The sequence below is a fragment of the Bacillus sp. NP157 genome, assembly GCA_018889975.1.
GTDB lineage: Bacteria > Pseudomonadota > Gammaproteobacteria > Xanthomonadales > Rhodanobacteraceae > Luteibacter.
Genome location: CP076546.1, coordinates 870,464 through 890,619, shown reverse-complemented (window position 1 = coordinate 890,619; position 20,156 = coordinate 870,464). Strand labels below are relative to the sequence as shown.

The window sequence follows — 20,156 nt, the reverse complement described above, 5'->3', positions numbered from 1 at the left end:
GCGGCGCAATACGCGAAAGTACGCGAAGAAGCGAAGGTAAGCTATTGAAATGTAGGAGCGCGCCCGCGCGCGAAGCAAGATACCCGCTTACTCCCCAGGCGCCCGAGCCTCAATCGAAAGCGCATGGATCCCGCCAGGCATCATGTCCCCCAACGCCTCATACACCATCCGGTGCCGCTGGATCGGATTCTTCCCGGCGAACGCGGCGCTGACGATCCGGGCGAAGAAATGCCCCTTGCCCTCGCCCGAGTGACCGGCGTGCTTGTGCCCCTCGTCGATCACGTCCAGCTCCAGCGGTACCAGCGCCTCGGTCAGGCGCTGGCGGATCATCGCGACCTTCTCGGCGGTCACGGCAGGACCACTTTGAACGGGCGGACCGTCACTTCCTTATAGACGCCGGCGCCGATGTACGGGTCGGCATCGGCCCAGGCCTGGGCGGCCTGCAGGCTTTCGAACTCGGCGACGATCAGGCTGCCGGTGAAACCGGCCTCGCCCGGGTCTTCGCTGTCGATCGCCGGGAACGGGCCGGCCAGCTTCAGGCGGCCCTCTTCCTTCAGCGCCGACAGGCGGGCGACGTGGGCCGGGCGCACCGAGAGGCGCTTTTCCAGCGAATCCGGGTGGTCGATGCCGGTGATGGCGTAATACATGGCTCAGGCCTCCGGGCGCATGGTCGGGAACAGCAGCACGTCGCGGATCGACGACGAACCGGTCAGCAGCATCACCAGGCGGTCGATGCCGACGCCCAGGCCACCGGTCGGCGGCAGGCCGACTTCCAGCGCGCGGATGTAGTCGGCGTCGAAGTGCATGGCTTCGTCGTCACCGGCGTCCTTCGCGTCCACCTGGGCCTGGAAGCGCGCGGCCTGGTCTTCCGAGTCGTTGAGCTCGGAGAAGCCGTTGGCCAGTTCCTTGCCGTTGATGAACAGCTCGAAGCGGTCGGTGATGCCCTTGTCGGTGTCGCTCTCGCGGGCCAGCGGCGAGACTTCCACCGGGTGGTCGGTGATGAAGGTCGGCTGGACCAGGGTGTGCTCCACCGTGGCTTCGAAGATCTCCAGCAGCAGCTTGCCCCAGCCGTACGACGGCTTGACCTGGATGCCCAGGCGCTTCGCGTGCGCGGCCATGGCCTCGCGGTCGCGCAGCTCGCCGGCCTTGATTTCCGGGTTGAGCTCGAGCACCGCGTCTTCCATGCGCCAGCGACGGAACGCCGGGCCGAGGTCGACCTGCGCGCCATCCCATTCGATGACGGTGCTGCCGACCACGTCGGTGGCGGCGGTGCGGATCAGGCCTTCGGTGATGTCCATGATCTCGTGGTACGTGGCGTAGGCCTGGTACAGCTCGAGCATCGTGAACTCGGGGTTGTGCCGGGTGGACACGCCCTCGTTGCGGAAATTGCGGTTGATTTCGTAGACGCGGTCGAAGCCGCCGACGACCAGGCGCTTCAGGTAAAGCTCCGGCGCCACGCGCAGGTACAGCGGGATATCCAGCGCGTTGTGGTGCGTCGTGAACGGCCGCGCGGTGGCGCCGCCGGGGATCACGTGCATCATCGGCGTCTCGACTTCCATGAAGCGGCGCGGCTCGGCTTCGAGCCAGCGGCGCACGTGGCTGACGATCTTCGAACGCAGCGCGAAGGTGCGGCGCGCCTCTTCGGTGACGATCAGGTCGACGTAGCGCTGGCGATAACGCTGCTCGACGTCGGCCATCCCGTGGTGCTTGTCCGGCAGGCCACGCAGGGACTTGGTCAGCAGGCGGATGCTTTCGACCTTGACCGACAGCTCGCCGGTCTTGGTCCGCATCAGCATGCCGGTGGCGCCGACGATGTCGCCGAGGTCCCAGCGCTTGAACGCGTTGTAGGCCTCTTCGCCCAGCGTGCCCTGGTGGATGAACAGCTGGATGCGGCCGGTGCCGTCCTGCATGGAGACGAAGCTGACCTTGCCCTGGCCGCGGTTGAGCATGATGCGGCCGGCCACGGCGACCTGGCGCGGCGAGGCCTCGATGGCTTCCGCGGTCCAGGTTTCCTTGTCTTCGAACTCGGCCTGCAGGTCGCCGGCGAAGCTGTCGATCTTGAAGTCGTTCGGATACGCGATGCCCTGCTCGCGCAGCGCCTTGAGTTTCTCGCGGCGCTCGGCAATGAGGCGGTTTTCCTCAGCTGCGGCTTCTTTGGGCGTCTGGGCGGAAATGGGCTGTTCGGTCATTGGGATGCGTTTGGAAGTGGGGGGTGGGAAGTGGGGGCGCATGGATCACTGGTTCTGCAACTTTTGCTCCAGCGATTTGCGCAGGCCTCGCATGATTCTTCCGAGTTTGTCACAGCGAGCGATGGTGGTGCTTTCTTCAGACTTATCGATGTACCCCAGACGGGCCGCAAGGTGAACCTGGGTTTCAACCTCGGCTAACGATCCACGCGCTATGCCGATGAACCGCACGAAGTCCCGCGTCGCACCTCGGGCATGTCCTTCCGCGAGATTCGAGGGAATGGATACGGCAGCGCGCCTGACCTGGGAAATCAAACCAAATCGCTCGGTGACCGGAAACCGATCCGCCAACCGATACACGCAAACCACGAGTTGCATAGCTTCCTGCCAAGCCTCCAGATCACGGAAACTCGCGAACGCAGCGCGCCCACTTCCCATCTCCCACCTCCGTGTGATTCCTCAGTACAAAACAGGCGGCGCCCTCCTGGACGCCGCCACTTCATCACGCGTCGACGCGCTTGGAACCGGCCTCGAGCCCGGCCTTCAGGCTGGCTTCGACGAATTCGTCGAGGTCGCCGTCGAGCACCTTCTGGGTGTCGGAGCGTTCGATGCCGGTGCGCAGGTCCTTGATGCGGGACTGGTCGAGCACGTAGTTGCGGATCTGGCTGCCCCAGCCGATGTCGGACTTGGTGGCTTCCAGGGCATCCTTTTCGGCGTTGCGCTTCTGCACTTCCAGCTCGTAGAGCTTGGCTTTCAGCATCTTCATCGCGCGGTCGCGGTTGGCATGCTGGCTGCGTTCGGTCTGGCAGGCCACGACCGTATTGGTCGGGATATGCGTGATACGCACCGCCGATTCGGTCTTGTTGACGTGCTGGCCACCGGCGCCCGAGGAGCGGTAAACGTCCGTGCGCAGGTCGGCCGGGTTGATGTCGATCTCGATGTCGTCGTCGACTTCCGGCGACACGAACACCGAGGTGAAGCTGGTGTGGCGACGGTTGTCGGAGTCGAACGGGCTCTTGCGGACCAGGCGGTGCACGCCGATCTCGGTCTTCAGCCAGCCATAGGCGTAGTCGCCTTCCACGCGGAAGGTGGCCGACTTGATGCCCGCGACTTCGCCGCCGGAGACTTCCATCAGCTCGGCCTTCCAGCCACGCGATTCGGCCCAGCGCAGGTACATGCGCAGCAGGATTTCGGCCCAGTCCTGGGCTTCGGTACCGCCGGCGCCGGCCTGGATGTCGACGAACGCCGGGGCGGCGTCGAGCTTGCCGGAGAACATGCGCTGGAATTCGAGCTTGCTGATGCGTGCGTCGACCTTGTTCACGTCGTCGACGACGGACATCACGGTCTCTTCGTCGCCATCGGCCGCGGCCATGTCGAGGAGTTCCCTCGCATCGTCCAGCGACGCGGTCATCTCTTCGATGCCGGTGACGATCGTGTCGAGCTGGGCACGCTCGCGACCCAGGTCCTGCGCGCGCTTGGGATCATCCCAGACCTTGGGATTTTCCAGCTCGCGGTTGACTTCCTCTAGCCGTTCTTTCTTGACGGCGTAGTCAAAGATACCCCCTAAGCGACTCGACGCGGCCCTTGAGGTCCGCGATCTGCGCAAGGATCGGATTCGTCTCGATCATGATTCTTTTGCCTGTCTTAGCCTGGCGGAGTGCGTCGGCGTCAACAGGTGAGTGTAGCAAAAGCGGGGGTGGGGGGTGGGAAATGGGGGTGCCTGCATGAAACCCTCACAACGCATCCAGGCCCCGCAAGCGGTCGCACAAGCGCCCCCATTTCCCATCCCCCACCTCCGCTCTCAGGCCAGGGCCTCGCGGTGCACGCCGCGCACGGCGCGGCCGGAGGGGTCGGCGGCGGCGGCGAACGACGGATCCCAGGCTAGGGCGGCCGGGGAGGAGCAGGCGATCGATTTGCCGCCGGGGACGGTCGCGGCGCAGGCCTCGCCGGGGAAATGGCGTTCGAAGACGGTGCGGTAGAAGTAGGCTTCCTTGGTGGCCGGGGTGTTGTGCGGGAAGCGGGCGGCCGCGGCGGCGAACTCGCGGTCGCTGACCATGGCCTCGGCGTGGGCCTTCAGGCCGTCGATCCAGCCGTAGCCGACGCCGTCGCTGAACTGCTCCTTCTGCCGCCACAGGATCGATTCGGGGAGGGCCCCGTCGAAGGCTTCGCGCAGGATGCCCTTCTCGATGCCCTTGCGGGCGACCATCTTGGCCTCGGCGTCGAAGGCCATCGCGGCATCGAGGAATTCGGTGTCGAGGAAGGGTACGCGGGCTTCCACGCCCCATGCCGCCATCGACTTGTTCGCGCGCAGGCAGTCGTAATAGTGCAAGGCATCCAGCTTGCGCACGGTTTCTTCGTGGAACGAGCGGGCGTCGGGCGCTTTGTGGAAATACAGGTAACCGCCGAAGATTTCGTCCGAACCCTCGCCGGACAGGACCATCTTCACGCCCATCGCCTTGATCCGGCGGGCGAGCAGGAACATCGGCGTGGAGGCGCGGATGGTGGTGACGTCGTAGGTTTCAATGTGGCGGATCACTTCGGGCAAGGCATCCAGGCCTTCTTCGAAGGTGTAGACGAAGCCGTGGTGGACCGTGCCGAGTGCTTCCGCCGCCACTTCCGCGGCCTTCAGGTCGGGCGAGCCGTCCAGGCCGATGGCGAAGGAATGCAGGCGCGGCCACCAGGCTTCGTCGCGGTCGTCGTCTTCGATGCGGCGGCGGGCGAACTGGGCCGCGACGGCGGCGACCAGCGAAGAGTCCAGTCCGCCGGAGAGCAGGACGCCGTAGGGCACGTCGGTCATCATCTGGCGGTGCACCGCGGCTTCGAAGGCCCCGCGCAGTGCCGCGGGCTCGATCGTCTTGCCTTCGGTGGCGTCGTAGTCGCGCCAGCCCGGTGTCCAGTAGCGCACGGCTTCACCCGTGGCGCTGTCGTAGACGTGGCCGGGCGGGAACGGCGCGACGTCCGCGCAGACCCCGACGAGGGATTTCATTTCCGAGGCGACGCACAGGCGCCCTGCCCGGTCATGCCCCCAGTACAACGGGCAGACCCCGACCGGATCGCGGGCGATGAGGAAGCGGCGCTGGCCGGCGTCCCACAGGGCGAAGGCGAAGATGCCGTTGAGCTGGCCGAGGAAGTCGGCACCGTGTTCGCGGTACAGCGCGTTGATCACCTCGCAGTCCGAGCCGGTGGTGAAGGCATAGTCGCTGGCGGCACGCAGTTCGCGGTGGTTGTAGATCTCGCCGTTGACGGCCAGGGCGAGGTCGCCCTCCTTCGAGCGCAGCGGTTGCGCGCCGCTGGCCGGATCGACGATGGCCAGGCGCTCGTGGACGAGGATCGCGCCGTCGTCGACGTAGACACCGCTCCAGTCCGGGCCACGGTGGCGCTGCCGCTGGGAGAGTTCCATGGCGTGGGTGCGCAGTGCCTGGAGGTCGTCGCCGGCGGCGAGGCCGAACATCCCGAAGATCGAACACATATGCCTTGCTCCTGGATCGCTGGATGAGAAAACGCGCAAAGAAAAAGGCCCGCCTGGTGAGGGCGGGCCTTTCGTGTATCCGGTGGTTTCGCTTGCAACCGCCTACACGCCGACCCTCCCGAGGTTCCGGGCATTATTGGTATTGGCGTTATTGGCGGCGATGCGAATCATGGCTCGACTAGATCATGATTCGCGCTGCGATGCAACACCCCTAGAATCCGATCCATCGATCACCGGAGGACGCCCCATGCAACCCATCCTCGCGCTCATGCTCCTGTCGACGGCGCAGCCCATGCCCACGTGGTTCCCAGGCGACTGGGAGCCCTACAGCAATGCTTTCCAGGGCCTGGGCATGCTGACCGCCAGGCAGGGATCGCTCGACTGGAGCGAATGCAAGGCCGCGCATTTCGACGTCGTTGAAGCCAGCGGCAACACGCTGGTGATCCGCCTTGCGAAGCAAAGCATGTGCAACCTCGGCGACCAGCCGCGCACGCGGATGGATACGGTGCGTTTCACGCTGCGCGAAAACGGCTGCGATCTCGGCGTGTCGATTTACTCGTCGCCGGATGCGATGAAGCGGAACGAGCCGTCGGCCGAGGGGCTCTATGGGAAGACGAAGTGTGCGTCGGGGCCGGCGGCTACCGCGCCGGTCGTTATGCCTGCGGGGAAGCACTGAACCGGCATGGCATCAGCCATGCAGCGATGACGAGGTGACGGGCATTCGACACGGCAGGTATCCCGACACCATACCGCAGGACTCAAACCTCCCTATCGCGCCCTGCGAGTCCTTGCACGTCAACCCAGGCGCAGGCGCGCCTGAAAGGCTCAAACCTTCTTCTCTAAGCTGAATGCGCAGGTCGGGTAGGCAAATAAGTATTCACCCTGCGAGGAATCCCCTCGACGTGATAGCTCCATGAGCTCAATCACAACTCCCGAAGTATCCAGGTTTTTCGGGCGGACCCAGGCATTGAAGATGCTCAGGCGAACGGGAATGTTACCTTTCCAAAAAGCTATTTCTTCGCCACCAGTCTCGCGAGATGTAGGCCGCGTCTGCTCTTGATATACCCGGCCATCATCGCGGAACGCGAAGATCGCTGGCACGGCAATGTCGTTTTCGATCGCAGCATTCCGACAGCCGGGCACATCAACCGATACGAGGGTCATCTCCTCTTTCGCTCCCAACAGCCTCACCTGCGTCCTGGAAAACGTAAGACCACGTAAGACGGCCAGTTGCGACGGCGAGACAGATCTATTCGGGGCGGTGAAGTCCATTGGCGATGTTTCGCCGCTGCTCGACCATCGATCGCCCTTGAGGAACGTCGTGAATGTGGCGACAGGGTCCGAAACCGTAAATTCACTCCATCGGGGAAATACGAAACCTTCCGTTTTCGATGGCGGCAGCTTCGAGAATCGAAACGTGCACAAGTCCTGATCGGACATACGCTGGATATTCGCACCGACGATCATGCGTTTGAGCGCCGCACATACAGGACCATTGAGATTCGTAACTGTCCGCATCGTTACCGAGCCCGCCACGACGGTCGCGGAGAACGGCATAGAAAGCAGAAGAGCCTTTACGAAGGCACGACGGAGGAACAGTGCCACCTTCCGAGGTGCGGCATGATAGTGCCGCGCTGCGATATCACCCTTACGATCGAACATCCCTGTTCTGCCCCCTGGCAAGTACTGGTGCGCGATCCGGCGAATCGTCGGTGCCGCTCCGTCTGCCGTGGCATTTAGTCCCGTCGAATCTTTCCCGGACCTTTCAACACGTCCTCAGCGGGCCAACTTGCCCTCAACTGGCCGCAAGCCTCTCCACCACCCTCCGATAGGCATCCGCCGCCGCCTGCTCCGCATGGTGGGCAAACCCACGCACCCGCCACTGACCACCCACCATCACGTCCCGCACCAGCGGCGTGTTGCCGGCGAACAGGAAGCTATCCAGCACATCCGCTTCGTCGCGTGCCGCGAGCAAGGGCGAGCGATCGTCGAGCACGAGGAGATCGGCACGTGCGCCCTGCCCCAGCCGTGCGATATCCGCACCGGATGCACGTGCACCGCCGTCGAGGGCGCGCTGCCACAGCGCGGTGCCGACGCTTTCCTCGGGCTGCCGGGCAGCGACGTTGCGATGCCGGGTGACCAGGCGCTGGCCGTATTCCAGCCAGCGCAGTTCTTCCACCGGCGACACGGAAATATGCGAGTCCGAACCGATGCCCAGCGTGCCGCCGGCATCGATGAAGTCGGCCAGCGGGAACAGGCCATCGCCCAGGTTCGCCTCCGTCGTCGGGCAGAGGCCCGCGACGGCACCGCTCTTCGCGATGCGCTGGGTTTCCTGACCGGTCAGGTGGGTCGCGTGGATCAAGGTCCAGCGCTGGTCCACGTCCGCATGGTCGAGCAGCCATTCCACCGGACGCGCACCCCGCACGGCGAGGCAATCCTGCACTTCGCCGATCTGCTCGGCGATGTGGATGTGGATCGGCAGGTCACGCGCGACGCCGGTGGCAAGCACCGAACGCATCGCCTCTTCCGGCACCGCACGCAACGAATGCAGGGCGATGCCGATCTTCAGCATGTCGTCCTGCATCGGCACCAGGCGTTCCAGCAACGACACGTACTGGCCGACGTCATGGCGGAAACGCTGCTGGCGTTCGGTCAGCGGCCGGCCATCGAAGCCACCGGTCATGTACAGCACCGGCAACAGCGTCAGGCCGATACCTGCATCCCTCGCCGCTTCGATCAGGGCAAGCGACATCGCCGCCTTGTCGTCGTAGTGCACGCCGCGCGGACCGTGGTGCAGGTAGTGGAATTCGCAGACCTGGGTGTAGCCCGCCTTTACCATCTCGACGTAGAGCTGGGTGGCGATCGCCTTCAGGTCATCCGGATCGATCGCCTCGGCGAAGGCATACATGGTTTCGCGCCAGGTCCAGAAGCTGTCCTCGCCCGGGCCGCGACGCTCGGCCAGGCCGGCCATGGCGCGCTGGAACGCGTGCGAATGCAGGTTCGGCATGCCCGGCAGCACGAAGCGACCGATGCGGTCACCACCGGAACTGCCCGGTGCGCCGAAACGGCCATCGCGTACCGTGAGGCCCGCCTCGGCCCAGGCGCCATCGGACCAGAGGAAATCGGCGGTGAAATCGGTCGAGGTCATCACGGGCACCTTGGGTAAACAACCATGTAGGAGCGCGCCTGCGCGCGAATCAGGCCTGGCGAGACCCATTCGCGCGCAGGCGCGCTCCTACAGCAAAGACAGGCGCGCCCACACAGCATAGCGTGCCCTTATGAATGGCTTCACGCTGGCCGGGCATAATAAGGGGCATGACCGAGACGACCCCCGCCCAGAATCCCAAGCTGACCCTGCGCCTGGCGCGCCCCGCCGATGTCCCCGAGCTGGTCGCGCTGACCGCCCGGGTCTACACCGCGGAATGGGGTCATTCGGCTGAAATGCTGCAGGGCCAGCAGAACAACTTCCCCGAAGGCCAGTTCGTCGTCGAATACGAAGGCCATATCGTCGGATTTTGCGCCACCTTTCGCATCAACGAAGCACTCGCCCTCGCGCCGCACACGTGGATGCAGATCACCGGCGGTGGCTTTGCCGCCCGGCACGATCCCAAGGGCGACTGGCTCTACGGCATGGAAGTGGTGGTCCACCCGGATTACCGCGGCATGCGCATCGGCCAGCGCCTGTACATGGCCCGCAAGCGCCTGTGCACCGACCTGAAGCTGCGCGGCATCGTCTTCGGCGGGCGCATGCCCGGGCTGTCCCGCGCCGTCAGCCGCTACGGCAGCGCGGAAGCCTACGTGCAGGCCGTGGTCGACGGCAGCCGCCGCGACCCGACCCTGAGCTTCCAGCTACGCAACGGCTTCGAAGTGATCGGCCTGCTCCGCGAATACGTGCCCTCCGACCACGAATCGCTCGGTTACGCCGCCCACCTGGTCTGGCGCAACCCGCACCTGCTCAACCACCCCGACACCCCGCGCGTCTCGCACAGCCACCGGCTGCCCGACTCCGTGCGCGTCGCCTCGGTGCAGTACCAGCAGCGCCGGATCACCTCGTTCGCCGAATTCGCCACCCAGGTCGAATACTTCGTCGACATCGCCGCGGACTACGACGCCGACTTCGTTGCCTTCCCCGAGCTGATCACGCTGCAGCTGCTGTCGATCGAAAACGCCGAGCTCTCGCCGGTGGACTCGATCCGGCGACTGTCCGAGTACACCGACGAAGTGAAGGCGCTGTTCCACCGCCTGGCCGTGCACTACAACATCAACATCATCGGTGGCTCGCATCCCACCCGCCAGCCCAACGGCGATATCCACAACGTCTGCTACGTGTGCCTGCGCGACGGCTCGATCCACGAGCGCGAAAAGCTGCACCCGACGCCGAGCGAGAAGAACGTCTGGAACATCACCGGCGGCGACAGCGCGGCGACGATCCAGACCGACTGCGGCCCGATCGGCGTGATGATCTGCTACGACTCGGAATTCCCCGAAGTGGCCCGCCACCTCACCGACCAGGGCGCGCTGATCCTGTTCGTGCCGTTCTGCACCGACGTGCGCGAAGGCTACCTGCGCGTGCGTTACTGCTCGCAGGCCCGCGCCATCGAAAACCAGTGCTACGTGGTGCTCTCCGGCAACGTCGGCAACCTGCCCGGCGTGAACAACTTCGATATCCAGTACGGCCAGAGCTGCATCCTCACCCCGAGCGACTTCCCGTTCGCGCGTGACGGCATCGCCGCGGATTCCACGCCGAACATCGAAACCGTGCTGTTCGCCGACCTGCGCCTGGAAAACCTCGCGAAGGCGCGCAACTCGGGCGCCGTGCAGAACCTGAAGGATCGTCGCTACGACCTCTACCAGGTGCGCTGGGCACGGACGCCGGACAGCCGATGAGCGCCGTTCCCGGAGACGGTGCCCCACACTCGCGGTTCACTCGCCTGCGCCAGCACCAGTGGCTGTCGCCGCAGCAATGGCGGCGGCGGATCCTGTTCTGGTCCGGCGCGATCATCGTCGGCCTCGCCGCGGTGTTCTTCGCCAAGGCGGCCGACTACGCGTTCGAGCTGTTCCACGGCGTTGCCAGCCACGGCTGGTGGGTGCCGCTGCTGATCACGCCGCCGACCTTCGCCCTGCTCTGCTGGCTCACCCAGGGCGCGCTGAAGGCCACCCGCGGCTCGGGCATCCCGCAGGCGATCGCCGCGCTGAAGATCGAAGACGACGGCTTCCGCACGCGCCTGCTCTCGCTGAAGGTCGCCGGCGGCAAGATGGCACTCACCCTCGCCGCCCTGCTCGGCGGCGCATCGGTCGGCCGCGAAGGACCGACCGTGCACGTCGGCGCGGGGCTGCTGTATTCGATGGGCAAACGCTTCGGCTTCGACGACCCCACCGCGGCCGGCCGCTTCATTCTCGCCGGTTCCGCCGCCGGCCTCGCCGCCGCCTTCAACACGCCGCTCGCCGGCGTGGTCTTCGCCATCGAGGAAATGTCCGGCACCTTCGAACACCGCATGAGCGGCACCCTGCTCACCGCCGTGATCGTCGCCGGCGTGGTCTCGCTCGGCATCGTCGGCAACTACGCTTACTTCGGCGACATCACCGCTTCCCTGCCGTTGGGCAAGGCGTGGCTCGCGGTGCTGCTCACCGGCATCGTCGGCGGCCTCGCCGGTGGCCTGTTTGCACGTTTGATCATTCCTTCCGCCGTCGGTTTCCGTGGTGCCCTGGCCCGCCTGCGCGGCCGCCAGCCGGTGGTGTTCGCGGCCTTCTGCGGCCTCGCCCTCGTGCTGCTCAGCCTGATGAGCGCGAACGGCCTGTACGGCACCGGTTACGCCCAGGCCCGCGCCATCCTAGAAGGCCATTCCGACACCGGCCCGCTGTTCGGCGTGCTGAAGTTCCTCGGCAACATCGCCTCCTCGTGGGCCGGTATCCCCGGCGGCATCTTCTCGCCGGCCCTGGCGGTCGGTGCGGGACTGGGCGGCAACATCGCCCACCTGCTGCCCGGCGCCGATGTCTCCGCCGTGGTCCTGCTCGGCATGGCGGCGTACCTTGCGGGCGTGACCCAGGCCCCGCTGACCGCCGCCGTGATTTCCCTCGAACTCACCGCCAACCACCAGATGGCCCTGCCGATCATGGCCGCCTGCCTGCTCGCGCGCGGCGCCTCGGGCCTGGTCTGCCGCGTGCCGGTCTACAAGGCGCTGGCCGACGTGCTGATGGCGCAATACGAAGACGAACGCCTGAGGCGCGAGGCGGCACCCGCGCAGGAACCTGCCACGCCATGACCACCGACACCCGCTGGGACTACCTGCTGCTCGACGCCGGTCTCGCGACGCTCACCGACAACGGCGAGCCTTACGGGGCCATCGCCGACGGCGCGCTGGGCATCAAGGACGGCCGCATCGCCTTCGCCGGTGCGCGCAGCGACCTGCCCGGCGATCCGCATAGCGTGGCGCACCGTGTGGAATCCCTGCAGGGCACGTGGATCACCCCGGGCCTGGTCGATTGCCATACCCACCTGGTGTTCGGTGGCGATCGCGCGAAGGAATTCGAGATGCGCCTGGAAGGCGCCACCTACGAAGAGATCGCCCGTGCCGGCGGCGGCATCGTCTCCAGCGTGCGCGCCACGCGCATCGCCTCGGAAGACGAACTGTTCCGGCAGTCGCTGCCACGTGCGCGCGCCCTGCTCGCCGACGGCGTGACCACGCTGGAAATCAAGTCCGGCTACGGCCTCGAGCCCGACGCCGAGCGACGCATGCTGCGCGTGGCCCGGCGCATCGGCGTCGAGCTGGGCATCGACGTGCGCACCAGTTTCCTCGGCATGCACGCGCTTCCGCCGGAATACGCCGGTCGCCGCGACGAGTATGTGTCGCTGGTCTGCGACACGATGCTGCCCTCGCTGGCCGAGGAAGAACTCGTCGATGCCGTGGACGCCTTCTGCGAAGGCATCGGCTTTTCGCATGCGGAAACCGAGCGGTTGTTCGCGAAGGCCACCTCGCTCGGCCTGCCAGTGAAACTGCATGCCGAGCAGTTGTCCGACCTCGGTGGCGCCGCACTCGTGGCTCGTTTCAACGGCCTGTCCGCCGATCACCTGGAGTGGACCAGCGAGGAAGGGGTCAAGGCGATGGCGGCGGCTGGCACGGTCGCCGTGCTGCTGCCCGGCGCGTACTACGCACTGCGCGACACCCGGCCGCCCCCGGTCGCCTCGTTCCGCGAACACGGCGTCGCGATGGCGGTCGCCACCGACCTCAATCCGGGGACGTCGCCGCTGCTTTCGCTGCGCCTTGCCATGGGCATGGCCTGCACCCTGTTCCGCCTGACCCCGGAAGAAGCGCTGCGCGGTGCCACGCTGCACGGCGCGAAGGCGCTCGGCCTCGACGACCGCGGCACGCTCGCCGTCGGCCAGCGCGCCGACCTCGCGGTGTGGAACATCCAGCACCTGCCGGAGCTTTGCTACTGGATCGGTGGCGGCCTGCTACGCGAGACCTGGGTCGGCGGAGAACGGATCGGCTGAGAAACATCGCAACCACTTTCCGAATCCTTCCATCGATTTGACGACGTTCCCTTCCTAACATCGCCGGACGTAGCCGCGCCTTCGCCACCGCGCGTCGCCAGGAAGGGTTTTGAACGTCCCAACGCCATATCGCAGGGCTCTGCCCCGCGCCAGCTTCATCGTGTCCCTGCTAAGCACCTGCGCCTTCGCGACCGGTTGCGCCGACGACACCGACGACAAGGCCGAAGCGGCCACTCGCGCACGCCAGATGCGCGACGTCTCACGCATGCTCGATGCCATGGAAACCGCACCCGAGGGCGACGCGGATGCGGCAGCGATGCCGTTGTTGCCGTTGCCGCCAGTAGCGCGCGCGGCGGCTGCGACCAGCGTGTCGACGGCAGCGGGCGGCAGCGCATCGGCGGATGTGGTGCAGGCCGAGGCTACGCGCGGGCCGGGCGGTTACCTCGCTAAGGCGTGGAAGACGGCGCTGGCGATCGCAGTCGGCGTGCTCTCGATCGGGTTGGTGTGCGCGCTGTTCGTGCGCCGCTTGCGACGCCGGAAGGCTTCGGCCCCGGCGAAGCCTGCGGTCTCGATCGCTGACTGCTTCGCGCCGGCGGATGCATCCGCGGCTGCGGAGGCAACGGCTGCTGCGGCCGCTGCGGTGGCTCCTGACGCCGCCGCCGACGCGAATGCAGATGCAGATGTGGACGTGGCGTTCATTGAGGCACCGGTCGAAGTGCAGCCAGCGCCGGAGCTGCTGGCTGCCGACCCTGCGGACGCTTCAACGCAGGCCGATCCCACACCTCCCACGCTTACGACGACACCGACGGCACCGACGGTTTCGACGACGCCGACGACTCCTCCGGTTCAGCAGCCTCTTCCCCCATCGCCACTTGAGGCACCCGAGCCACCCATGCCTGACTGGAAGTACGAAAGCAGCGCCTACGAGACGCCCCCGTTGCAGCTCAACCTCGAGCCGGTCGACCTTCTGCCACGAACCGTGCGCGTGGAAACGGTATCGCTGGTGTCGCGCCTGCATGCACCCGAGCTACCGCGCGTGCTTTTCCTGAGCGGCGACGAACGGCACCCCACTCTCCGCCATGTCGGCCAGCACGCCGACGACTTCAACGCATGGGAAGCGATCCTGCGCGACGCATACGCGCAGGACGACGCCGACGGTGCGCTCGCCCGCTGGCTGCTGCCCGCGTTGCTCTGCCTGCGTGCGCCGTATCTCGACAAGGCAGCGGCGGATGGCTGCTTCGCCGAAGCGATCGCATGCTGCGAGGCCGCGTTGGCATCGGCAGCGCCGATCGACCAGGCACACTGGCGAGCGCAGCGCCTGCGCGTTGAACTCGCGCGGCTGTCCCGCCTCGCCGGCGCCACCCGCCTGCTCGCCCTGCGCGACCTCGGCAGCGACGCCGAGGAGCGATCCGCCGCGCCACTCGACGCATGGATCGACATCCACATCGCCTGGGCCGGCTGGCTCATCGGCGGCGCCGCCCAGGCCCGGCTCGGCACGGCCGATGCGCTTTGCGACCGGCTGGCCGCCGCAGGCGACGGCACGCGCGCCACGCGTCGCCGCGGCGACGTGGCGATGCAGCGCGCAGCGATCGCCAGGGCCGACGCAAGGCTCGCCCATCTCGACAGCGCACTCGCGGCCTACCACACCGCCGCAAACGCCGACGGCGACCCGTCGCTGTCCCTCGCCATCGCCGCCTGCGCCCACCAGCGGGCACCGCTGCTTGCTTCACATGGCGACGCGGGTACCACCACTGTCAACGACGCCGCAGTCGAAGCCTGCTCGCTCGCCCTCGCACACGCGTTCGCGGCCGGACAACACCCCGCCTGGCGGCTCGCCTCGCTCGAAGCCCGCCTGGCCATCCAGCTCACCCACGACGCACTCCCCGGGCAACACCCGGCGACCGACATCGTCGCCACCCTGCGTCGCGAACTCGCCGACACCCGTCACTCCCTCCGCTCCCCAGGATCCCCATGACCCGCGCCACCGCTTCCCCGCTGCTCACCACCCGCTACGGCATCGCCGCCCCCGCTCCCGGCAACGCGCTCGTCGCCCGCTCGCTCGCGCTTTACGGCGAATGGGCCGAACGCGAAACCGACCTGCTCAGTGGGCTGGTGACCGACGGCCACCACGTCGTCGAAATCGGCGGCGACCACGGCGCACACACGCTATGGCTCGCACGCGCGGTCGGCGACAGCGGTGCCGTGCATGCGTTCGAGCCAAGCCGCCTCGGATTCCAGCAACTTTGCGCGAACGTGGCGCTGAACCAGCTGCCGAACGTTCATGCACACCAGGCGTGGGCGGGACGCGCGAAGCACGGCATCGAAGCCGACGGCGCGCCCGTGCGCTGCCTCGCGATCGATGATCTCGCGCTACCGGCGCTGCACCTGCTCAAGGTCAACCTGGCGAACGCATTGGTCGATGCGCTGGTCAGCGCGAGCCAGGTAATCAAGACACATGCGCCGCTGGTGTATGCGCGATTGAGCGGTCCCACGGAGGCGGAAAGCGAAGTGGCCGCGTTGAAGGCGCTGGATTATCGCGTGTGGTCGCATGCGCCGATGCTTTACAACGCCGACAACCATGCGGGGGCCGCGAGGAACATCTTCCCCGGCATCGTCGCGTCGAATGTGATTGCGGCGAGTGCGGCTAGTGGGGTGGAGTTTGAGGGGTTGGTGGAGGTTTGAGGTTGGGCGGTGGCGGGTTTTCGGCTCCGCCGCTTCGTTGGCTTTCGCGCGCGGGCGCGCTCCTACAGGGGGGGGGGCGTGTATGGAGGGAGGCGGTCTATATCGTTTGGCCTAGGTAGTTTTTGCATCCGGGGGCCAGTCGGGGCCGTAACCACCAGAGTCCGCCACGGAAACAGGCAGACCGACCAGGGGGGTCGCAGGACGCCAGGGCTCACGAGCCGCCGCCGCACCGGCAGGGGCGACGACGGCTTGCTGGCTGCCCACGACGGATAACCGGGAGCACTTCCGTGCCAGTACGGCCGCGTCCCGACCGGGACCGGTCCACCGTAACGACGTGAGGTACCTACCGTGAAGATCACCCTGACCTGCCTTGCCGTGCTGGCGGCGCTCGCGCCCGCACTCGCCACGGCGTCCAGCCACCGCGAAGCACCCTTCATCGCGACCCAGCCCCAGGTCGACGCCAGCGATTTCTACATGTTCATGAGCTACGAGGCCAACCGGGCCGGCTACGTGACGCTGATCGCCAACTACGATCCCCTGCAGGACGCCTACAGCGGCCCCAACTTCCACTTCCTCGACGAAAACGCCGTCTACGATTTCCACATCGACAGCAGCGGCCGGGGCAAGCCCGACCTCACCTTCCGCTTCCGCTTTAACAACCACGACAAGAACCTCACCGTGCCCGCCGGTGGCGTCAACCAGTCACAGCCGCTGCTCAACATCGGGCCGGTGACCGCCGCCGACCAGAGCAACCTCAACCGCCTCGAAACCTATTCCGTGGAAGTGATGAAGGGCGACAGCCCGGTCTGGCGCGGACAACCGCTCAGCAACGTCAAGGGCGGCAACGTCTTCACCAAGCCTGTCGACAACATCGGCAACAAATCCATCGCTAACTACGAGGATTACGCCAGCCACTACGTCTACGAGGTCAGGATCCCCAATTGCCCCGCCACCGGCCGTGTCTTCGCCGGCCAGCGCAAGGATGGTTTCGTCGCCGACCTCGGCGCCATCTTCGACCTGGTCAACCTCAATCCGCTCGGCCCACGCGACGGCACGCCCAACGCGCTCACGCGCAAGAACGTCACCACGCTCGCCCTCGAAGTGCCGGCATCCTGTCTCGGCGCGACCGCAAGGCAGCCCATCGTGGGCGGCTGGACCACCGCCAGCCAGCCGCGCTACCGCGTGCTGAACAACGCCGACGTGCCCTACAGCTTCGCCGACTTCGTCCAGGTCTCGCGCCTGGGCTCGCCGCTCGTGAACGAACTGGTCATCGGCCTGAAGGACAAGGACCGCTTCAACGGCAGCCAGCCTTCCGCCGACAAACAATTCCTCAGCTACGTGACCAAGCCGACCGTGCCGGTCCTGCTCAACGCGCTGTTCGGCGTCAACGTGCCACACACGCCACGCAACGATCTGGTCAGCGTCTTCCTCACCGGTGTCGCCGGCCTCAACCAGCCTGCCAACGTGGTGCCCGCCGAGGAGCTGCGCCTCAACACCTCGATCGCAGCCACGCCGCCAACCGCACAGAACGACCTGGGCGTGCTCGGCAACGACCTGGCCGGCTTCCCGAACGGCCGGCGTCCGTACGACGACGTGGTCGACATCGCACTGCGTGCCGAAGAAGGTGCGTTGTGCAGCACCGCGATCGGCACCTGTGGCGACCAGACCGCGGACCCCAACAACGGCGCACCCTTCACTGACGGCGCACGCGCGGCAGGCGCGACGGCGACCAGTTCACCCGCGACCGGAAGCGAGTCGGCTGCGGATACCTACCTGGACCACTTCCCGTACCTCAACACACCAGTCCCCGGCTCGGTGAACCCCGCCGTGGCAGCACAGTAAGTCTTGGGGCGCCCAGGCCGGATGGTAAACATGCCCACCACCGGCCCGATTAGCCCACGCACGGCAGGCCCCGCGGCATGGTGGGTCCTGTCGTGCCTCTTCATCGTGTCGTTCGCCTGCGGCCCGGTCGCCGCGCAACGCAGCACGCCCTACATCCCCGACCGCGACGACGTTGTCCTGCAGCACGTACCACCGCACACCGATCCACGGGTGCGCCAGTTCGACGTACTACGCACCGACGCCGCCGCGCATCCCACGGACCCCGCGCGTGCCGTCGCGCTCGCCGAGGCCTATATCAACTACGGTCGCTCGACCGGCGATGCACGCTACCTCGGTCGCGCCATGGCGGTGATCAGCCCGTTCATGGCAACGGCATCGCCACCGATACCCGTCGCCCTGGCCCACGCCACGATCCTGCAGAGCCGGCACGCGTTCGATGCATCGCGCAGCGAACTGGAGGCCATCCTCCGCCGCGATCCCGACAGCGCACAGGCATGGCTCACGCTGGCCAGCGTCGCGATGGTGCAAGGCGATTACCCCACGGCGAACCGTGCCTGCGTACAGCTGACCAACGCCGGTGGCGGTTTCATGGGCATGGCCTGCACGTCATCGCTGCGCTCGCTCGATGGCCACGCCACCCAGGCCTACGCCCTGCTCGGGCTCATCGAAGACCCCGGCCCGAAGGCACCCGCCGATATCCGCGCGTGGATCGAGGGGCTGATGGCCGACACCGCGATACGCACCGGCCGGGCCGATCTCGCCGACGCGCATTTCCGCGAAGCATTGCGCTGGACGCCCGGCGACAATTTCCTGCTCGCAGACTACGGCGAGTTCCTGCTCGACACGGGACGCCCCGCCGACGCCCTCGCGCTGGTCGCGGCGGAGACGCAGTCGGACACCTCGTTCCTCATCCGCGTCGCCGCCGAGGTCGCGCTCGGCGATGCCCATGCGGACGCTGACATCAAGGCGATGGATGCCCGCTTTGCCGCGATGGAACAACGCGGCGACCACCTGTTCCTGCGCGAACAAGCCGCCTTCGTGCTGCACATCCACCACGATGCCAACGAGGCACTCCGCCTAGCCGCGTTGAACTGGACAACGCAGCGCGCACCAAAGGATGCACGGATCTACCTCGAAGCCGCGATCGCCGCCGGCAAGCCAGGCGCGGCCGCTCCCGTGCTGGCCTTCGTCAAGGCCAGCGGGATGCGCGACCCCGCCGTCGATGCGCTACTGCCCCGCGTGCAGCCATGAAGCGCTGGGTCCTCGTCATCGTAGGCTGGCTCGGCATGCTCGTCGCATCGCCTGTCCTCGCGCACAAGGAAAGCGACGCGTATCTCACGCTGCGCACGGATGCGACCGACGATCATCGCATGCATGGCCAGTGGGATATCGCCCTGCGTGACCTCGATTACGCCATCGGCATCGACAGCAACCACGACGGCGCGATCACGTGGGGCGAAGTCAAAGCCCACCGGCAGGCCATCGAGGCCTACGCATTGCCCCGGCTCGTCGTGAAAGGCGACGGACTGACCTGCGAGCTCACCGCCACTGGCCAGGCCATCGACGAACACACCGACGGCAGCTACGCCGTGATCCTCTTCGACGCCACCTGCGACAAGAACATCCCCAGCAAGCTCACCGTCGTCTACACGCTGATGTACGACATCGACCCCTACCACCGCGGCATTGTGACGATCCACGCCGGCGACCGGACGGCCGGCGCCGCCCTCGGCCCCACCCAGCCGGAAGCCAGCCTCGAACTGCGCGAGCCCGACCGCTGGGGCGAGTTCAAAAGCTTCCTCGTCGACGGCATCTGGCACATCTGGACGGGCATCGACCACATCCTGTTCCTGCTTTCGCTGCTGTTCCCGGCGGTGCTGGCCACCAGCGTCACGACAGGCCGCCACCGCGTGCCGGTCACGCGTTTCTGGTCGGCCTGCCTGGATGTCATCAAGATCGTCACGGCCTTCAGCATCTCGCACTCCATCATGCTGTCGCTGGCCGTCCTCGGCATCGTGCACGTGCCGAGCCGACTGGTCGAATCGGGCATCGCGCTCTCCGTGCTCGTCGCCGCGCTCAACAACGTGTTCCCACTGGTGCATCGCCGCGTGTGGCTCATCGCCTTCGCGTTCGGCCTCATCCACGGCCTCGGCTTCGCCAGCGCGCTCACCGGCCTGCAGCTACCCGCCGGCGCCATGGCCGCCTCGCTCGGTGGCTTCAGCGTCGGCGTCGAGGTCGGCCAGGAAGCCATCGTGCTCGCCTTCCTGCCCTTCGCGTTCGCGCTGCGCCGCACACGCTTCTACCAGGTCGGCGTCGTGCGCTGGGGCTCGTGGCTGATCGTCGCCATCGCCGCGGGATGGTTCGTTGAACGCGCGTTCGATGTCGCCATCCCGTGGTTCTCGGCATGGCTACCGAGCTGATGGCGGTGGCGATGCAGCGCGACCGCCGCCACCAGGGATAGGATGGGTGCCTGCCCCCGCAGCGG

At 66.7% G+C, this 20,156-nt stretch carries 17 protein-coding genes; 9 read left to right on the top strand and 8 right to left on the bottom strand.

The genetic code is table 11. The annotated features are described in order from the left end of the window. Positions 1-87 precede the first annotated feature (87 nt). The 6 genes from KPL74_04020 to asnB form a co-directional block, all read right to left on the bottom strand. A complete protein-coding gene (locus KPL74_04020) occupies positions 88-330 on the bottom strand; it encodes a BolA family transcriptional regulator (GenBank protein QWT22573.1) in 243 nt (80 codons plus the stop codon). 17 nt (positions 331-347) lie between these two features. Continuing rightward, complete coding sequence (locus KPL74_04015) at positions 348-647, bottom strand: YciI family protein (protein ID QWT21185.1); 300 nt, start codon at positions 645-647, stop codon at positions 348-350. 3 nt (positions 648-650) lie between these two features. Then, positions 651-2,189 (bottom strand): lysine--tRNA ligase, encoded by a 1,539-nt coding sequence (gene lysS / locus KPL74_04010; GenBank protein QWT21184.1) that lies wholly within the window; start codon positions 2,187-2,189, stop codon positions 651-653. 45 nt (positions 2,190-2,234) lie between these two features. Further along, positions 2,235-2,564: a four helix bundle protein gene (locus KPL74_04005; protein ID QWT21183.1), complete on the bottom strand. Its 330-nt coding sequence runs from the start codon at positions 2,562-2,564 to the stop codon at positions 2,235-2,237. Between the two features lie 124 nt (positions 2,565-2,688). Then, positions 2,689-3,792 carry a peptide chain release factor 2 gene (prfB, locus tag KPL74_04000; GenBank protein QWT21182.1) on the bottom strand — a complete coding sequence of 368 codons (1,104 nt, stop codon included), beginning with the start codon at positions 3,790-3,792 and terminating at the stop codon, positions 2,689-2,691. 195 nt (positions 3,793-3,987) lie between these two features. Beyond that, positions 3,988-5,655, bottom strand: a complete 1,668-nt coding sequence (asnB, locus tag KPL74_03995; GenBank protein ID QWT21181.1) for an asparagine synthase B — start codon at positions 5,653-5,655, stop codon at positions 3,988-3,990. A 247-nt stretch (positions 5,656-5,902) separates the two neighbouring features. On the opposite strand from asnB, the gene KPL74_03990 reads away from it, so the two are divergent. Further along, a complete protein-coding gene (locus KPL74_03990) occupies positions 5,903-6,331 on the top strand; it encodes a hypothetical protein (protein QWT21180.1) in 429 nt (142 codons plus the stop codon). A gap of 149 nt (positions 6,332-6,480) precedes the next feature. Here the strand turns inward: KPL74_03990 and KPL74_03985 are convergent, their stop codons facing one another. Then, a complete protein-coding gene (locus tag KPL74_03985) occupies positions 6,481-7,317 on the bottom strand; it encodes a hypothetical protein (GenBank protein QWT21179.1) in 837 nt (278 codons plus the stop codon). Between the two features lie 133 nt (positions 7,318-7,450). Continuing rightward, positions 7,451-8,803: a formimidoylglutamate deiminase gene (locus tag KPL74_03980; protein ID QWT21178.1), complete on the bottom strand. Its 1,353-nt coding sequence runs from the start codon at positions 8,801-8,803 to the stop codon at positions 7,451-7,453. Positions 8,804-8,970: 167 nt separating this feature from the next. On the opposite strand from KPL74_03980, the gene KPL74_03975 reads away from it, so the two are divergent. From KPL74_03975 to KPL74_03940, 8 genes are all read left to right on the top strand, one after another. Continuing rightward, the gene (locus KPL74_03975) at positions 8,971-10,542 is read left to right on the top strand and encodes a bifunctional GNAT family N-acetyltransferase/carbon-nitrogen hydrolase family protein (GenBank protein QWT21177.1); all 1,572 of its coding nucleotides are present in this window, start codon (positions 8,971-8,973) and stop codon (positions 10,540-10,542) included. Beyond that, complete coding sequence (locus KPL74_03970) at positions 10,539-11,918, top strand: chloride channel protein (protein ID QWT21176.1); 1,380 nt, start codon at positions 10,539-10,541, stop codon at positions 11,916-11,918. Before KPL74_03975 ends, KPL74_03970 begins: the two co-directional genes overlap by 4 nt. Then, positions 11,915-13,147, top strand: coding sequence for an imidazolonepropionase (gene hutI, locus KPL74_03965; GenBank protein ID QWT21175.1), 1,233 nt, complete (start codon positions 11,915-11,917; stop codon positions 13,145-13,147). The genes KPL74_03970 and hutI overlap by 4 nt, the downstream gene beginning before the upstream one ends. Before the next feature lie 160 nt (positions 13,148-13,307). Continuing rightward, positions 13,308-15,122, top strand: a complete 1,815-nt coding sequence (locus tag KPL74_03960) for a hypothetical protein (protein ID QWT21174.1) — start codon at positions 13,308-13,310, stop codon at positions 15,120-15,122. After that, positions 15,119-15,829, top strand: coding sequence for an FkbM family methyltransferase (locus KPL74_03955; protein ID QWT21173.1), 711 nt, complete (start codon positions 15,119-15,121; stop codon positions 15,827-15,829). The genes KPL74_03960 and KPL74_03955 overlap by 4 nt, the downstream gene beginning before the upstream one ends. Positions 15,830-16,177: 348 nt before the next feature. Beyond that, positions 16,178-17,671 (top strand): DUF4331 domain-containing protein, encoded by a 1,494-nt coding sequence (locus KPL74_03950; GenBank protein ID QWT21172.1) that lies wholly within the window; start codon positions 16,178-16,180, stop codon positions 17,669-17,671. A gap of 30 nt (positions 17,672-17,701) precedes the next feature. Next, positions 17,702-18,922, top strand: a complete 1,221-nt coding sequence (locus KPL74_03945) for a hypothetical protein (protein QWT21171.1) — start codon at positions 17,702-17,704, stop codon at positions 18,920-18,922. Continuing rightward, positions 18,919-20,091, top strand: a complete 1,173-nt coding sequence (locus tag KPL74_03940; protein ID QWT21170.1) for a HupE/UreJ family protein — start codon at positions 18,919-18,921, stop codon at positions 20,089-20,091. Before KPL74_03945 ends, KPL74_03940 begins: the two co-directional genes overlap by 4 nt. Positions 20,092-20,156: the final 65 nt, after the last annotated feature.

Bases quoted from the DNA above. Each gene is read 5' to 3' on its own strand.
- KPL74_04020 (QWT22573.1), bottom strand. From the start codon at position 330: ATGATCCGCCAGCGCCTGACCGAGGCGCTGGTACCGCTGGAGCTGGAC.
- KPL74_04015 (QWT21185.1), bottom strand. From the start codon at position 647: ATGTATTACGCCATCACCGGCATCGACCACCCGGATTCGCTGGAAAAG.
- lysS (QWT21184.1), bottom strand. From the start codon at position 2,189: ATGACCGAACAGCCCATTTCCGCCCAGACGCCCAAAGAAGCCGCAGCT.
- KPL74_04005 (QWT21183.1), bottom strand. From the start codon at position 2,564: ATGCAACTCGTGGTTTGCGTGTATCGGTTGGCGGATCGGTTTCCGGTC.
- asnB (QWT21181.1), bottom strand. From the start codon at position 5,655: ATGTGTTCGATCTTCGGGATGTTCGGCCTCGCCGCCGGCGACGACCTC.
- KPL74_03990 (QWT21180.1), top strand. From the start codon at position 5,903: ATGCAACCCATCCTCGCGCTCATGCTCCTGTCGACGGCGCAGCCCATG.
- KPL74_03985 (QWT21179.1), bottom strand. From the start codon at position 7,317: ATGTTCGATCGTAAGGGTGATATCGCAGCGCGGCACTATCATGCCGCA.
- KPL74_03980 (QWT21178.1), bottom strand. From the start codon at position 8,803: ATGACCTCGACCGATTTCACCGCCGATTTCCTCTGGTCCGATGGCGCC.
- KPL74_03975 (QWT21177.1), top strand. From the start codon at position 8,971: ATGACCGAGACGACCCCCGCCCAGAATCCCAAGCTGACCCTGCGCCTG.
- KPL74_03970 (QWT21176.1), top strand. From the start codon at position 10,539: ATGAGCGCCGTTCCCGGAGACGGTGCCCCACACTCGCGGTTCACTCGC.
- hutI (QWT21175.1), top strand. From the start codon at position 11,915: ATGACCACCGACACCCGCTGGGACTACCTGCTGCTCGACGCCGGTCTC.
- KPL74_03955 (QWT21173.1), top strand. From the start codon at position 15,119: ATGACCCGCGCCACCGCTTCCCCGCTGCTCACCACCCGCTACGGCATC.
- KPL74_03945 (QWT21171.1), top strand. From the start codon at position 17,702: ATGCCCACCACCGGCCCGATTAGCCCACGCACGGCAGGCCCCGCGGCA.
- KPL74_03940 (QWT21170.1), top strand. From the start codon at position 18,919: ATGAAGCGCTGGGTCCTCGTCATCGTAGGCTGGCTCGGCATGCTCGTC.